Annotated in this window: 15 protein-coding genes; all 15 read right to left on the bottom strand. The window is 26.5% G+C overall.

Annotated features, from left to right (window positions below; translation table 11 throughout):
• Positions 1–10: 10 nt before the first annotated feature.
• Entirely contained in the window at positions 11–1,423 is a 1,413-nt protein-coding gene (locus BN899_RS14140; protein ID WP_242824198.1) for a sensor histidine kinase, read from the bottom strand.
• Positions 1,413–2,090: a response regulator transcription factor gene (locus tag BN899_RS14135; protein WP_042276656.1), complete on the bottom strand. Its 678-nt coding sequence runs from the start codon at positions 2,088–2,090 to the stop codon at positions 1,413–1,415. The genes BN899_RS14140 and BN899_RS14135 overlap by 11 nt, the downstream gene beginning before the upstream one ends.
• A 15-nt stretch (positions 2,091–2,105) precedes the next feature.
• Positions 2,106–3,224: an FtsW/RodA/SpoVE family cell cycle protein gene (locus BN899_RS14130; protein ID WP_042276654.1), complete on the bottom strand. Its 1,119-nt coding sequence runs from the start codon at positions 3,222–3,224 to the stop codon at positions 2,106–2,108.
• Positions 3,225–3,296: 72 nt separating this feature from the next.
• Positions 3,297–4,631, bottom strand: coding sequence for a magnesium transporter (gene mgtE, locus BN899_RS14125; protein ID WP_042276652.1), 1,335 nt, complete (start codon positions 4,629–4,631; stop codon positions 3,297–3,299).
• Between the two features lie 248 nt (positions 4,632–4,879).
• Entirely contained in the window at positions 4,880–5,182 is a 303-nt protein-coding gene (locus BN899_RS14120; RefSeq protein WP_042276650.1) for a PTS sugar transporter subunit IIBC, read from the bottom strand.
• Positions 5,183–5,284: 102 nt separating this feature from the next.
• Positions 5,285–6,634, bottom strand: a complete 1,350-nt coding sequence (locus BN899_RS14115; RefSeq protein WP_042276648.1) for a Na+/H+ antiporter NhaC family protein — start codon at positions 6,632–6,634, stop codon at positions 5,285–5,287.
• A gap of 12 nt (positions 6,635–6,646) precedes the next feature.
• The gene (locus tag BN899_RS14110) at positions 6,647–7,855 is read right to left on the bottom strand and encodes a MalY/PatB family protein (RefSeq protein ID WP_042276646.1); all 1,209 of its coding nucleotides are present in this window, start codon (positions 7,853–7,855) and stop codon (positions 6,647–6,649) included.
• Positions 7,856–8,023: 168 nt separating this feature from the next.
• Positions 8,024–8,461 carry a YaiI/YqxD family protein gene (locus BN899_RS14105; RefSeq protein WP_042276645.1) on the bottom strand — a complete coding sequence of 146 codons (438 nt, stop codon included), beginning with the start codon at positions 8,459–8,461 and terminating at the stop codon, positions 8,024–8,026.
• Between the two features lie 148 nt (positions 8,462–8,609).
• A complete protein-coding gene (locus BN899_RS19135; protein ID WP_154658906.1) occupies positions 8,610–8,786 on the bottom strand; it encodes a hypothetical protein in 177 nt (58 codons plus the stop codon).
• 123 nt (positions 8,787–8,909) lie between these two features.
• Positions 8,910–10,040: an aminopeptidase gene (locus tag BN899_RS14100; RefSeq protein WP_042276643.1), complete on the bottom strand. Its 1,131-nt coding sequence runs from the start codon at positions 10,038–10,040 to the stop codon at positions 8,910–8,912.
• A 139-nt stretch (positions 10,041–10,179) separates the two neighbouring features.
• Positions 10,180–11,586, bottom strand: a complete 1,407-nt coding sequence (locus BN899_RS14095; protein ID WP_052356865.1) for a sensor histidine kinase — start codon at positions 11,584–11,586, stop codon at positions 10,180–10,182.
• Positions 11,587–12,152: 566 nt separating this feature from the next.
• Positions 12,153–12,383 carry a hypothetical protein gene (locus tag BN899_RS19895; RefSeq protein WP_242824197.1) on the bottom strand — a complete coding sequence of 77 codons (231 nt, stop codon included), beginning with the start codon at positions 12,381–12,383 and terminating at the stop codon, positions 12,153–12,155.
• A complete protein-coding gene (locus tag BN899_RS14090; protein WP_042276641.1) occupies positions 12,355–13,059 on the bottom strand; it encodes a response regulator transcription factor in 705 nt (234 codons plus the stop codon). Before BN899_RS14090 ends, BN899_RS19895 begins: the two co-directional genes overlap by 29 nt.
• A 95-nt stretch (positions 13,060–13,154) precedes the next feature.
• A complete protein-coding gene (locus BN899_RS14085; RefSeq protein ID WP_042276639.1) occupies positions 13,155–14,423 on the bottom strand; it encodes a glycosyltransferase in 1,269 nt (422 codons plus the stop codon).
• Positions 14,424–14,450: 27 nt separating this feature from the next.
• Positions 14,451–14,960, bottom strand: a complete 510-nt coding sequence (locus tag BN899_RS14080; RefSeq protein WP_042276637.1) for a DedA family protein — start codon at positions 14,958–14,960, stop codon at positions 14,451–14,453.
• Between the last annotated feature and the right edge of the window lie 69 nt (positions 14,961–15,029).

Genomic DNA, 15,029 nt, shown 5'->3' with positions numbered 1-15,029 from the left:
ATCAACTATTTTAATTAGTTGATACCTTTTTTATTGGTAATTTAATAATAAATTCAGTTCCTTTATCTATCTCACTATTTACAATTATATCTCCACCATGTAATTTTACTATTGATTTTGATATAGTAAGACCTACACCAATTCCACCTGTTTCTTTACTCCTAGATTCATCTACTCTATAAAAACGTTGAAATATATAATTTATATCTTTTTTAGGTATTCCTATACCATTATCTTTTATAGATATATTAATATTAGAATCTTTTATATAATTTTTTATTTTAATATCTCCATTAATATTCGTATACTTAATTGCATTAGACAATAAATTTATAATTACTTGAGAAAATTGCCTTTTGTCTATATAGATATATATATCTTCAAGATCATAATATATATTTATACTTTTTTCTAATGCCTTACCTTCGTAATTATATACTATATTTGTTATTAGATTTTTTATATTTATTTTTTCTTTTTCTAACTTATTTTTTTCACTATCAAATTTAGCTAGGTTCCTAAGTCCTTCTACTAGTTTTGTAATTCTAGCTACTTCTTCATTTATACTTATTAACCTTTCTTTTGATGGCTCCCATATGCCTGCTATTATAAGGTCTAAATGTCCCTTTATACTTGTTAAAGGAGTTCTAAGTTCATGCGCTATGTCTGTAGTAAGTCTTTTTCTTAAATTTTCTTGTTCACTTAGTTCATATCCAAGTTTATTTATAGAATTAATGAGTTCATCCACTTCATTTATACTACTTTTATAATCTATATCATCTTTATAGTTGCCTTTTTCTATATCTTTAGCCATTTTTGATACCTTAGCTATAGGATTTGATATAGATTTAGATATTATAAAGGATATAATTATAATACTTCCTATAGATATAATAGCTATAATTATAATTACCTTATTCATATCATGAAAAAATTCCATATCATTTTTCATATAATATGTAGATGCATAATGTCCTATATATGGATATCCAGCAATATTTCCATTGTCATCATAAACAGTAATTTCATACTCACTAAATTGATCATTCCAAGTATTATCTATACTTTGCATATTTTTACTTATTTCATTTAATGTTTCATTAGATAATACTTTTTCATCCTCAAATATACTCCATACTAATTTTTTATTTTTATCGTATATCTCAAGAGCTATTCCCTTTCTAATAGCATCTTCTCCTAAAGCTTTTATAGTTTCTATATCCCAACTATCATCTTTATATATATTCTTCAGATCAAAAATAAGGTGTTCTACTTCTGCTTTATTACTATCATCAACATATTTTCTAAACCCATTTTCAAAAGTCATAGCTACAAATACTTTTATGGATACAATAGTTAATAGCATTATAATAGAAAATGCTTTAATTATTTTTCCATTTATCGATTTAGTTTTATAATCCAAATTTGTATCCTACTCCATATACAGTTTGTATAATTTTAGGCTTAGAAGAATCAGCTTCTATCTTTTGGCGTAAATTCTTTATATGGCTATCTATAACTCTATCTATTTTTTCGTAATAGCTTTCAGTTGTATTTTCTAAAAGCTCTTCTCTTGTGTATGTCTTTTTTGGGTTGGATGCAAGTCTTAGTAGTATTTTATACTCAGTAAGAGTAAGTACTATTTGTTCTCCTCTTATTTTTAATTCTGGGGAAAGTTTACTTAATTCAAACTCTTCTCCAAATTTTATTGATGATGTTTCCTTTAAATCTAAGCTTCTTTTTAAGATAGATTTAATTCTGTAAACTAATTCTACTACATTAAATGGCTTGCAAATATAATCATCGCATCCTAATTTAAATCCATCTATTTTATCTTCATCCTCTATTTTTGCTGTTAGCATTATTATTGGAGTATTTGATTTTTTCCTTATATATTCACATATTTTTTCTCCACTTATATCCGGTAGCATTCTATCTAATATTACAATATCATAACTATTATTATCAAAATAGTCTATTGCAGTTTTTCCATCATGAGAAACATCTGTATTATAATTTTCTACATCTAAACATGCTTTTATAAATTCACATATTTTAGGTTCATCATCTACGAGTAATACATTGACCATATTATTATCCCCTTTCTAGAAATTTATTTTTTTCTTCCTCATACCTACATTTAAAACTAATCCTAAGCTAATTAATGATGAAACTAAAGAACTTCCTCCATAACTTATTAAAGGTAATGTTACACCTGTAACAGGTATTAATGCCATCGTCATTCCTATATTTTGTATAATTTGATAAGTAAACATACTTGTTACACCTACTATTATTAATGTTCCATAAAAATCTTTTGCCTCTCTTGCCATGTTAATCATTCTTATAATAAACATCATATATAAAAATATAATTGTAAACATACCTGCCATTCCAAGCTCTTCTCCTATAACAGCAAATATAAAGTCACTATCTTGTACAGGTAAAAAATTACTATTATTTTGAGTTCCATTATAAAGTCCTTTTCCTTTACTTCCTCCAGATCCTATTGCTATCATGGATTGAACAACTTGATAATTCCCTGGATAGCTTAAGTCATCAGGATGTAAAAATGCCTGTATCCTCACTTTTTGGTGTGGAGCCATAAGCATATAAATTAAAGGAACTAATATTAATAATCCTATAAATGCTTTTTTTATTATATCTATATTGAGTCCTGCTACAAATAACATACCAAATATTATACATCCAAATACTATAGTTCCTCCTAAATCAGGTTGTATAAGCATTAATACTAATATGGGCATTGCATAAATAATCACTGGAATTAATTCTTTTATTGTATTTAACTTTCCTCTTCTTTTTTCAACTATTTTAGCATAACTTATTGTAAAAGTAATCTTTACCAATTCAGATGTTTGAAGGTATAGTGGACCTAGTTTTATCCATCTTCTTGACCCTTCCTGAACCTTTCCAAGACCTGGAACCCATATTATTAATAGTAATATTATGCTCATTATATAAAAAGCTTTATAATTTTTACCTAAAGTATTATAGTTGATCATTAGTGTTATTAATATTAAAATAACTGCTAAAGAAAAAGCTATTATTTGTTTAATTATCTTACTGTAATTCCCCGTATCTCTTGCATGTGTTGCACTACTTAGCATTATTATTCCAAATATAAATATTGATAATATGCTGAGTATAAGTTTTATGTCTAATTCTTTTAATATTTTTATTTTATATTTTTTAGTCTTCATAATTTTCCGTCTTTCCTAAAATAAAAGCCTATGATAAAACAAGTTATACATAGGCTTCATTGATTTAATTCATTATATTCCTAAAAATAATCTAGCTAGTGTAAAATATATAGTTAATGCAAATGCATCTACTATTGTTGTTATAAGTGGACTTGCCATTATAGCTGGATCTAATTTTAATTTTTTAGCTATAATAGGTAGAATACTTCCTACAACCTTTGCTATTATTACAGTAAAAAATAGACTACCACATACAGTGAGTGTAATCATTATATCTGTATTTTCTAAAAAGTATATCCTTAAAAAATTAACAGCCGAAAGTATTGATGCTACGATTAAGCTTACTCTAAACTCTTTATACATTACCTTTAGATAATCTTTTGTGCTTATATCTCCAAGGGCTAAACCTCTAATAATTAATGTTGATGATTGAGATCCTGCATTTCCACCAGTATCCATAAGCATTGGTATAAATGCAGCTAGTATAACCACTGATTGAATAACTTCATCAAACTCTTTTATTATTGATCCTGTTACAGTTGCTGATATCATCAAAACTAAAAGCCATACTACTCTATGTCTTGCTAACTGTATTACTGGCGTTTTTAAATATGCCTCTTCACTGGGTTTTATGGCTGCCATCTTTTGAAAATCTTCGGTATTTTCTTGTTCAATAATATCTACTATGTCATCTATTGTTATTATTCCGACTAGTCTTTCTTCTTTGTCTACTACTGCCATTGAGACTAGGTCATACTCTTTAAATAAAGAAGCAACTGCTTCTTGGTCTTCACATGTTTTTACGCTTATTGTGTTTTTATCCATTATATTTGAAATCAATGTTTCTTCATCACTTAAAATCAAATCTTTTATAGTAATAATTCCTTTTAATTTTCTGTAATTATCTATCACAAAACAGGTATCTATTGTTTCTTTATTTAATCCAGTTTTTCTAGTATGATTTATAGCTTCTTTTACTGTCATATCTTCTTTTAAATCAACAAATTCTATTGTCATTATAGAACCTGCTGATGATTCGTTATACTTTAGGAATTGATTTATTAATTCTCTTTTTTGTCTTGAAGTATTTTTAAGAACCTTTTTAACTATATTAGCAGGTAGCTCTTCTATTAAATCTACAGTATCATCTAAAAATAATTTTTCAATTATTTCTTTCACTTCACTATCTGCAATTATTTCTACAATATATTGTTGAGATTCTTTATCTAAATATGAAAAAACCTCTGCTGATGCATCTTTTGGTAGTATTCTAAACACCAAAATTAAATCCTCAGTTTCTAAATCCATCATACGCTTTGCTATGTCTACAGGTTTCATACTTTGTAGATATTCACTTAACTCTATAATTTTATTTTCATGTATTAATATTCTTATTTTTTCTGCCATGATTTTCTCCTTACAAGAGTTCATAAGCATAAATTTTATTTTACTTAAATTTAATAGTGATACATATGAACTCTTTAAAATATTTTATTTTTTGATATTTACTTAAACAATGCCAACTATCATCCATAAGATCACTCTCCTTTTCATATTTTTCATTATATAAAAAAAATATGGAGAAAATATGGATAATTGTTTTTATACTAAAAAAGCGTATTGATAAATTTATCAATACGCTTAAAATACTTTATTTAGTTTATATCTAATACAATTTCATTTATTACGGCTTTAGGGTCATTTATGACAAACTTAGGCTCTACTTCGTAATATTCAAAGTCTATAAATCTCTCTATTTTCTCTATATCTTCTACAGTACCATCTATAACAAATAATACTGCTATTGATGATTTTATTTCTTCTATTGAAAGTTCATTTATTATACTAGAACCATTTTGTACCTCAGTTCTTATGTTAACTCCTAAAGCTTCCCCACCTTCTATAAGTGCATTTGCACATGCTTCATTTTCACATACCGCTACTATACTTTTATTCATACCATTTACCTCTCTAATCTATTATACTACATTTTATATTATCTTATTTTTGTATTTGTTAAGTCAATAACTATTATTAATAACTTACATGTATTATGTAAATTATTTTATTTTTATAGCTGATAAAATCGTAATTAGAGGGAATAAAAAGCAAAGAACTGCATATGGCGCGTAAGATACGCATGATACTCCTGTAACCAAGCTTATAATTATTGAATTAACATTCCATGGTATAATTGGTGCAATAATAGTTCCCGTGTCTGATATAGTTCTTGCTAATATATTTTTACTTACACCAAGATCCTTATACTTGTATTCTAATAGTTTAGATGGCAATACTATTCCCATAGTTTGATCGCAGGTTATTACAGTTAAAATAGAGCTAATAAATCCTGTCTTTAATGTTAATTCCTTTTTATTATTTATTTTTTCTATAATATCTTTAGTTATATAATTTATGATTCCTGTTCCTTGAAGTATGCTACTAAGGCTAATTGTTCCTATTACTATTAGCAAAACAGAAATCATTGATACAACTCCACCACTCATCAAAGTGTTATTTATTATTTGTGAATTTGTATTTATCTTAAATCCTAATATAATGTATCTTATTACTTCTTTTATTGTTGTATGTTGATATATGATTGTTGTTATAGTTCCACAAATAACGCCTCCTAAAGTGCAGTATATAGATTTTACTCCTAAGATAGATAGTACTATTATAGATATTGGTAGAAATAATAATAATGGTGATATAAAAAATTCTGATTTTATTGCATCAGTAAATTCTAGGGCACTATTTAAAGAATTTATATCTTGGTATTTTGTTCCAATAAAGTAATATATAATAGAGCTTATAACTACTACTGGCAAAAGTGTTCTCATAGATAGTTTTGTTAAATCTTTATAATTAGTTTCTGTGGTTGCAAGTGTTAGGTTAAATAAACCTGAAATCGGAGATATTTTATCTGCTATAAATGATCCTGATACAATCACTCCTACTAGTACATTAGTTGGCACTCCAAACCCCTTACCTATTCCAAGCATAGCAACTCCAATAGTACTAATAGTACCTACTGCCGTTCCCATAAAGACAGAGCTTAGTGCTATTAATAAAAAGCATACAAATAAAAAATTCATATCTTTCATATACTCTAATCCATAATATATCATAGTTGGAACTACCCCTGATGATAACCAAACAGAAACTGTTGCCCCTATTAATAATATAACTATATATAGGCTCTTACACTCATATACTCCTTTTAATACCATTTTTTTAATTTCATATATCTTAAATCCATTTTTAATAGATATTATAGAAGAAAATATTATACCTAATAAAAATGCATAGACTAAAGAAATACCCATAATAGTGCAGACTATTATAGGCATTATACATGAAAATAATGTTAAATATATTCCACTTTTAGGTATTTTACAAATTTCCATACTTCCTCCGATTTACTCACTTATTAATAAATCTTTACCTAAAATATTTTCTTTTCTTAAAACAGCATCCTTTAATTGGTTCATAGCTTTTTCTAATAATAACCTTGAACAAGCCACATTAAGTCTCATATATCCAGACCCCTCTATTCCAAAGTCACGGCCATCATTTAATCCTATTCCTGCTTCATTTATAAAGAAATCTATTAAATCATCTTCATCTAAATTTAACTCTTTGCAATCCAACCACATTAAATATGTACAACCTGGTCTGTTAGGCTTTATTTGTGGCATATTTTTAGCACAAAAGTCTATAATAAATTCAATATTTCCTTCTATATATTTTATTAACTGCTCTAACCATTCCTCACCCTTAGTGTATGCAGCCATATTTGCTACTAAGCTAATAGTATTAATTTTATTTGAGTCTAGCCTTTCTTGTATATCTTCATATATTTCTTTCATTTCTAAATTCGGAAATATAGTAGTTGAAACTTGTAACCCCGCTAAATTAAATGTTTTAGTAGATGACATACAAGTTATTGTATTTTCCGCAATTTCTTTTGATATTGATGCTAATGGAGTATGTTTACTTCCCCAAAGCATTAAATCTGAATGTATCTCATCGGATATAATCATTACATCATTTTCTAAACATATCTTAGCTAATTTTATAAGCTCTTCTTTACTCCAAACCCTTCCAACTGGATTATGAGGATTACAAAGTATCAGAAATTTAGCACCTTCTTTAATTTTTTCTTCTAAATCTTCATAATCCATATAGTAATCTCCATTTACTAATTTAAGTGGATTGTATAATAACTCTCCATCCCAATTTTCAACAACTTTAAAAAAACCATGGTAAACAGGTGGCTGAATTATAACTTTATCTCCTTCATGTATAAATTCTCTCATAAAGTGATTCATTATAGTCTTTACTCCAGTAGCATTAGACATATATTTTGTATCTACATTCCAGTTATTTTTCTTTAGTTGCCAATTTTTTATTACTTCAAAATATTCTTTTGGTGTTGATGTATATCCGAAAACACCATGATTTGCTCTTTCTATTACTGAATCAATAATAGGCTTAGCAGTTTTAAAATCCATATCTGCAACCCATAAAGGAATTACATCGTCTCTATTAAATTTAGTTTTTCTATTATCGTATTTTACTGAATAAGTATTGCTACGGTCTATAATTTCATCAAAGTTGTAATCCACTAATATCCCTCCTATATTTTTGATATACTTTACCATAATTACTTTTAATTATATTTTAGTCTATATTCTTTAAAAATGGGATTTATTTTATAATTTATTACACTAAAATAAACTCATTTTGATATTAAAATGAGCTTATCTATAATTCTCTAAGTTTCTCATGAAACTCTATATAATTTTCTCACAAAGTTTAATAATACTTTCCTCAAATCTTATGTCATCCTCTTTTTGTCTCTTTCTCGGTCCCTTCATTCTACCACCAGCACTTCTAATTTTTTTAGAAATATGTCTTGTGAATAATAATTGATCTATATTCTCATTATTGTAAACTAATCCATTTTGATTTATAGGGTATCCCCCTTTTGCTAAAACCATTGCCGCTAATCCATAATCCTGAGTTACAACGATATCTTCTTTTTCAACTTTATTAACAAGAGCAAAATCTACAGAATCAGCTCCCTTTGATAAAACTATTGTTTCTACTCCAAGCCTTTTAAAATTATGAGATGTATCACACATTATTACTACTTTTAAATTAAATTTTTTTGCTACCTTTAATGATATATCTATCACCGGGCAACCATCTGCATCTATTAGTATTTTCATATTTTCTCCTAAATAAAAAGTTTACTTCGCTTAAGCCACTGTGTGGGCGCTACACTTTATATCGCCAACAATATATCTTTACTACTACTTATGTATTAATTATACTATAAAATAAAACCTACATACTATATAGTACATAGGTTTTATTTTATAATATAACTTTTCCTAGTTCATTATTTATTAACTTTAATTTTTCCATATCATCAGTATCTTTTTTATTTATTATATATTTTATGTTATTAATTATTTTCTTATTTTCAAAATCTGATTCTTCTCTTAATTCAATTAAGCCTTCTATAATATTTTCTCTACTTAATACTATCATATTTTTCCCCCTTTAAATACTTATATATTAATTATTGACAGGCATCATTATTTGTAATCGAATTATTTTTAATTTTATATAAAAAAGACTATACATATAATACGTATAGTCTTTTTTATAATCTTACAGATTATATTTTTCTAAAATCTTATCTATAAATTTTCCATTTTCATAGAAAAGCTCATTGTCTGCATATATTTTCCCACCATTTCTCATATCGCATAACATATCCCAATGTAGAGATGATTTGTTCTTTCCTCCAGCTTCAGGCATTGAATCCCCTATTGCCATATGAATAGTTCCACCTATCTTTTCATCAAATAACATATTTGACGTAAAATCTTTTATTCCATAATTTGTTCCTATTGCTACTTCACCAAAGAAACTTGATCCATTATCTGTTTCCAATAATGCTTTTAATAGATCTTCACCTTTTTTAGCTGTTGCATTTATAACTTTTCCACCTTTAACATCAAGTTCTATTCCTTCAATAACTTTTCCATGAAATATTCCTGGAAAAGAAAATGTGATATGACCATTTATATTATCTTCCACTGGTGATGTAAAAATTTCCCCGTCTGGGAAATTTTCTTTTCCATCACAATTTATCCATTTTCTACCACTTACATTAACTTTAATATCTGTACCTTCAGATATTATATGAATTTCTTTTTTACTATCAAGATATTTTATCCATCTTTCTTGCTCTTTACTTATTCTCCTCCATTCAGATACAGGGTCCTCTTTATCTAAAAGTCCAGCTCCATAAACAAAGTCTTCATATTCACTAATACTCATAGAAGCTTCTTGAGCATCTGCATATGTAGGATATTGTGTTCCACACCACCTTAAAGATCCGTCTCCACATCTTTCTGAGTAAATTTTTCTCCACTTTGTTGCTCCTTGTTGTGATAGCTTAAGTTTTTTTGCATCCACATTAGATAATCCCCTTGTATTTCTACTTCCCCAAGCAGTTAACCATACATCAGATTTAGCTAATAAATTCTCATATATAAAATTACCACCTTCTTTAAGTTGATTTTCATTGCTGTATTTTAGTTTCATTTCATCAACTTCATCAGAGTCCATCATATATTCCACATGTGCACCAGCTTTTATAGCCTCCTTAACTACTTCTACAACCCATGGCTTTGATACTTCATCTGCACATACAAATACAAAGTCTCCTTCTTTAACCTCAGTTGAGTAGTTTACTAATAATTTTGCTAATTTATTCAGTCTCTTATCTGCCATAAATATCCCTCCCATTAATTTAATCCTTATATATATATTAAATCTTAAAATAATTAAACACCAATATATAAATAAATATTTATATATAAAAAGAGTGTAGAAGGTTTAAATTATATAAACCCTCTGCACTCTTTTATAATTATTTCTTCTTAAAACTAATTTTTGCTTTGAATAAATCTCCATCTACGCTTATTTCTAAACTTCCATCTTGTAATTCAACAAAACTTTTAGCTATGGCAAGGCCTAATCCACTACCTTCTGTATTACGTGATTTATCTCCTCTTACAAATCTTTCAACTATATTATTAACATCAAAATCTATTTCTACTGCTGACATATTTTTAAGTATTACATCAACTTTATCTTCATATTCTAATATATCAATATATACTCTAGAGTTTTTCATAGAATACTTTGTTATATTAAGAACTAAATTTTCAAATACTCTAAATGTACGCTGACTATCTAAGTTTAATATTACCTTTTCATTTGGAAAATTATTTTTAAATATTAATCCTGAATCTTCTATATTATCACTTAATTCTAATAGTGTTTGCTTCATTAAAGAAACTATATCTACATCCATCTTATTCAAATGTATGTTTCCACTATTTACTTTACTCATCTCAAATAAATCTTCTATTAAATTTTCCAACCTTTGAGATTTTTTATCTATTGTATTTATATAAGATTTTCGATTCTCTTCACTTATGTTTTCATTCTTTAATAAATCTATATATGTGATTATAGAAGTTAATGGAGTTTTTAAATCGTGTGATACATTTGATATAAGCTCTGTTTTCATTTTTTGACTTACCACTTCTTTTTCAACTGCCATTTTAAAGCCTTTTTGAATACTTTGTAGTTCATTCTTTATAGGCTCAAATACTCCTAAATTTTCATCAATTTCTATATCCAAGTTACCATGTGATATTTCATGAGTTGCATCTAAAAGTTTATCATATTTTTTTATTATATCTTTTGAGTATTTATTTAATATAATAAACATAACTATTGTATATATTATTGCAAGTATTATGCCAAATATCCACGCTATACACATAATCACTAATATTATTAAATTTATACTCAATGCAGTGAATATAAATTTATTTGGCTTTTTCTTTAAATCTATTTCACTAATTTTATTTTTTATATTTTTTAATTTAGCTCCTATATTTTTCAATAATCGTCCAGCATAAGTGTATGTTTTAATATATTTTGTAAATCCTATTTTAAATATATACTTTACTAAAGTAGTCATTAAAAATACAAGTGTAAAATGTGTTGACCATATAATTAAATTCATTAAGTTTATTAATATATGTGCAATATTTTTATTTATATTTACACTAATTAAATAGTTTAATGTATCACTATTTACACTAGTTTGTACTATCCCTGCTGGATATATATTAAAAAATATTATTACAAATAATATAAATCCTATTACAAACTCTAATGGTATTTTACATAATTTACTAAACCCAAGTACTTGACTCGATAATTTATACGGTATTAAAAGTGCTATTATTGCTACCATCATAGATAAATTTACTACGAATGTACTTGCTACAAAATCTCCAGCTCGTTTTTCAATACTTATGTAACTAGATATGTTATCGTAATAATATAACTTTTGTGGTATTGCATATATAAACGTAGTATTTTTTATCGGCTCTATTTTATAGTCAAAGTTAGTTCTATTTATATCCCTTAGAGTTCTTTCTATAGACTTAGAGTTTGCTCCATAACTTTCTCTTACACTTACATTTCCATCTTCATCAAAATCAATAATTGTATAAAATTGATATTTTTCTTTAAGAATATCTATTCTTTCCTTTGATTTTGTATCACTATTTTCTAGTGTATCAATTTCATTACTCTTACTATATACTGCCTTTTTACTTTCTTTATCTAATGCATAATATTCTAAATTATCTAAATCATAATTTAGTGTTCTTTCCCAACCGCTAAATCTATTTTCAAAATCTCTCTTAAGATTTAAACTAATGTCATCTTTCTTATATGAACTGTAATTACCTTCTAACTTAATATTCTCTATTACAGATTTAATACTTTCACTGTTTATAAAAATATCTGATGCATTTTTTACAGTATTAGTTTTTTTTCTATTAGTCTTTGATAAAGTACATAATTAGTAGAGTTTATGTCATCTATAAACTCTCTAGATTCAAACGGGTTATAATCATATTCTTTAGATTTTGCATGTATTATAGGATATGACTTAATCATTACTATTGAAAAAAGCAAGCTTATTATTAATACACTAAGAGTTGCTAGTAATTTTTTATCACTGCTTTTCGATTTTATATCCAACACCCCACACCACCTTTAAATATTTTGGATTTTTTGGGTTTATTTCTATCTTTGATCTTAAATTTCTAACGTGAACCATTATTGTATCTGTGTTTACTGCATTTTCATTCCATACTCTTTCGTATATCTCTTCTGATGAGTATACTCTTCCAGGATTTTGCATCATTAGATGCAGTATTTTGAATTCAATAGGTGTTGTTTTTATATATTGTCCATCTACCGTAACTTCTTTTGTATCTTCATTTAATTCCAAACCACCTATAGTAAATATGCTACTGCTTTCATTGCTCTTTTTAATTATATTTAAATACTTTGTATATCTTCTAAGATGTGAATTTACTCTTGCTAAAAGTTCTAAAGGTTTAAATGGCTTTGTTACATAATCATCTGCACCCATATTTAATCCCATTATTTTATCTACTTCTTCCGATTTTGCAGATAACATTATAACTGGAAAATTATAGCTTTCCCTAAGCTTCATTGTTAATGTTATTCCATCCATTTTTGGCATCATAATGTCTATTATCGCTAAGTGAATAGTTTCTTTTTCTATAATATCAAGACCTTCAAGTCCATTATATCCTTTAAATACTTTATATCCCTGGTTTAATAAATATATTTCAATAGCATCTGCTATTTCTTTTTCATCTTCTACAACTAAAATATTATATGGCTTCATATCAATTACCCCTTTCTTATATCCCTGCATAATAATTATTATACAGTATCATAAGAATTTTGGCATTTATTGATATTTTACTCATTTTAAATTATTTAATTAACATGTTGCGATACTAGTGAAACAAATTTTTTATATATTTGATTTTTACAGCAATAGTTTTCAATAACTTTTTCATAATGTGATTCAACTAACTTTGCAATATTTGAATTTAAATACTTAAGAGAAGTATCATAAGCTCCTTGGCTCAAATTCTCCATATAAGATTCGTTATTCATTAAATAACTTATTTTTTCAACCCAGTCTTCTATATTATCATTTGTCATATATCCATTAATATTATTTTTAACTACGTCAATAACTCCACTTGCTTTTATTGCTATTACTGGATTTTTAGCTGCCATTGCTTCTAATAAAACAATTCCCTGGGTTTCAGACTTAGATGAAAATAAAAACATATCACAAGCTTTATAGTAATTTCCTATTTTTTCATTCTTTATAGAATTTAAAAATATTATATTTCTCTCTAAGTTTAAAGACTTAGCTTTATTCATAAGTTCATCTTTTAAAGGACCATCGCCTATCATTATAAGATTAAAGCAATCACCTTCTTTTTCTTTTAATTTACTTAAAGCTTCTACTATAAACTCTAAATTTTTTTCTTTTACAAGTCTTGCTACTGTACAGAATAAATATTTTTTATTTCCTTTATATTTGCTTCTTATTTCTTGTGCTTCATCTATATTTGAATTAAAATATCCTTTTTCTAATCCAGTTGGAACTATTTCAATACATGTATTTATACCGTTATCTTCTAAATTTTCTTTAATTAAGTTTGTTGGAGCAAATATCATATCACACTTATTTGCAAATTTACTTAAATATTTTGGTACAAAATTATTTTTAGCATAGTTTAATATTTTATCTTCTAAATAAATTAAATTTTTATTATTTTCAATCTGACGCCTTTCTTCAATAACACTATATGCTTTTACATAGTGAAGATATTGTTCATATCTTGTATGGTAAGTAAATACAACAGGAACATTATATTTTCTGCCTAGATAAAGTCCAACATTACCTAATAAAAATGGGTGATGTACGTGTATAACATCAATGTTTAATTTTCTAAATTCTTTTTCAAGTTTAGCATCTAATATCTTAGGTAGAACATGTCTATCTTTTTTACTTCTTTTAGATTTACATCTTATTACATGTTCTTCATATACCTGATTATCATAACTTGGTGCAAATACAAAAACTTCATGTCCAATTTCTTTTAACCCGTCAGTTAATCTTTCCACCGATATTGGAACTCCTCCTATAAATGGTTTATAATTATTAGTTAACATTGCTATACGCATATAATCATCCCTCCATATTTTAAATTTTTATAATAATGCCTGTAAAACTCTATCTCCGAAGAAATATCCTGATGCTATAAATATAAAGTTCCATATTAATATACCTAAAGTTGAATATACTGTGTATTTTATAAAATTTAATTTTAATACCCCCGCCGGTATTGATATGATTGTTCTTACCATTGGTATAAACTTACTTATAAATACACCTATATTTCCTCTTTTTCTTAACATTTCCATATTACTTTTAATGTACTTTTCATGACTTGGAAACTTTTTTATATATTTATCTAAGAAAAATTCTCCACCATACATTCCTAAGAAATATAAAAGCCAGCTTCCTACTAGCCCTGCTAATACAGAAACTATAAGAGCCACAAAAAAACTATTTCCGCTACTTGCTACCCAAACCCCAGCTAATGGCATAATTACTCCTGCAGGAAACCCTGGTAAATTCATATATTCTAAAAGTACTATTATAAATAAAAATATAAGTCCATACTCTGATAAATAGCCTGTTAATGCCTCTACTCCCATATCAATTCCTCCTTCGTTATTAATTAGATATATAATAAACTTAAAAACTTAAGATATTATTGTAGTAAA

This window comes from Faecalimicrobium dakarense (genome assembly GCF_000499525.1).
Lineage (GTDB): Bacteria > Bacillota > Clostridia > Peptostreptococcales > Peptostreptococcaceae > Faecalimicrobium > Faecalimicrobium dakarense.
Note: the sequence above shows the minus strand (reverse complement) of the source record. Positions and strands in the feature narration are given on the sequence as shown.

Coding starts and splice junctions, on each gene's coding strand:
- BN899_RS19135 (WP_154658906.1), bottom strand. CDS start 8,786: ATGATAGTATTAAGTAGAGAAAATATTATAGAAGGCTTAATTGAATTA.
- BN899_RS14105 (WP_042276645.1), bottom strand. CDS start 8,461: ATGAAAATACTAATAGATGCAGATGGTTGCCCGGTGATAGATATATCA.
- BN899_RS14130 (WP_042276654.1), bottom strand. CDS start 3,224: ATGAAGACTAAAAAATATAAAATAAAAATATTAAAAGAATTAGACATA.
- BN899_RS14095 (WP_052356865.1), bottom strand. CDS start 11,586: ATGATGGTAGCAATAATAGCACTTTTAATACCGTATAAATTATCGAGT.
- mgtE (WP_042276652.1), bottom strand. CDS start 4,631: ATGGCAGAAAAAATAAGAATATTAATACATGAAAATAAAATTATAGAG.
- BN899_RS14090 (WP_042276641.1), bottom strand. CDS start 13,059: ATGAAGCCATATAATATTTTAGTTGTAGAAGATGAAAAAGAAATAGCA.
- BN899_RS14100 (WP_042276643.1), bottom strand. CDS start 10,040: ATGGCAGATAAGAGACTGAATAAATTAGCAAAATTATTAGTAAACTAC.
- BN899_RS14135 (WP_042276656.1), bottom strand. CDS start 2,090: ATGGTCAATGTATTACTCGTAGATGATGAACCTAAAATATGTGAATTT.
- BN899_RS14120 (WP_042276650.1), bottom strand. CDS start 5,182: ATGAATAAAAGTATAGTAGCGGTATGTGAAAATGAAGCATGTGCAAAT.
- BN899_RS14085 (WP_042276639.1), bottom strand. CDS start 14,423: ATGCGTATAGCAATGTTAACTAATAATTATAAACCATTTATAGGAGGA.
- BN899_RS14115 (WP_042276648.1), bottom strand. CDS start 6,634: ATGGAAATTTGTAAAATACCTAAAAGTGGAATATATTTAACATTATTT.
- BN899_RS14080 (WP_042276637.1), bottom strand. CDS start 14,960: ATGGGAGTAGAGGCATTAACAGGCTATTTATCAGAGTATGGACTTATA.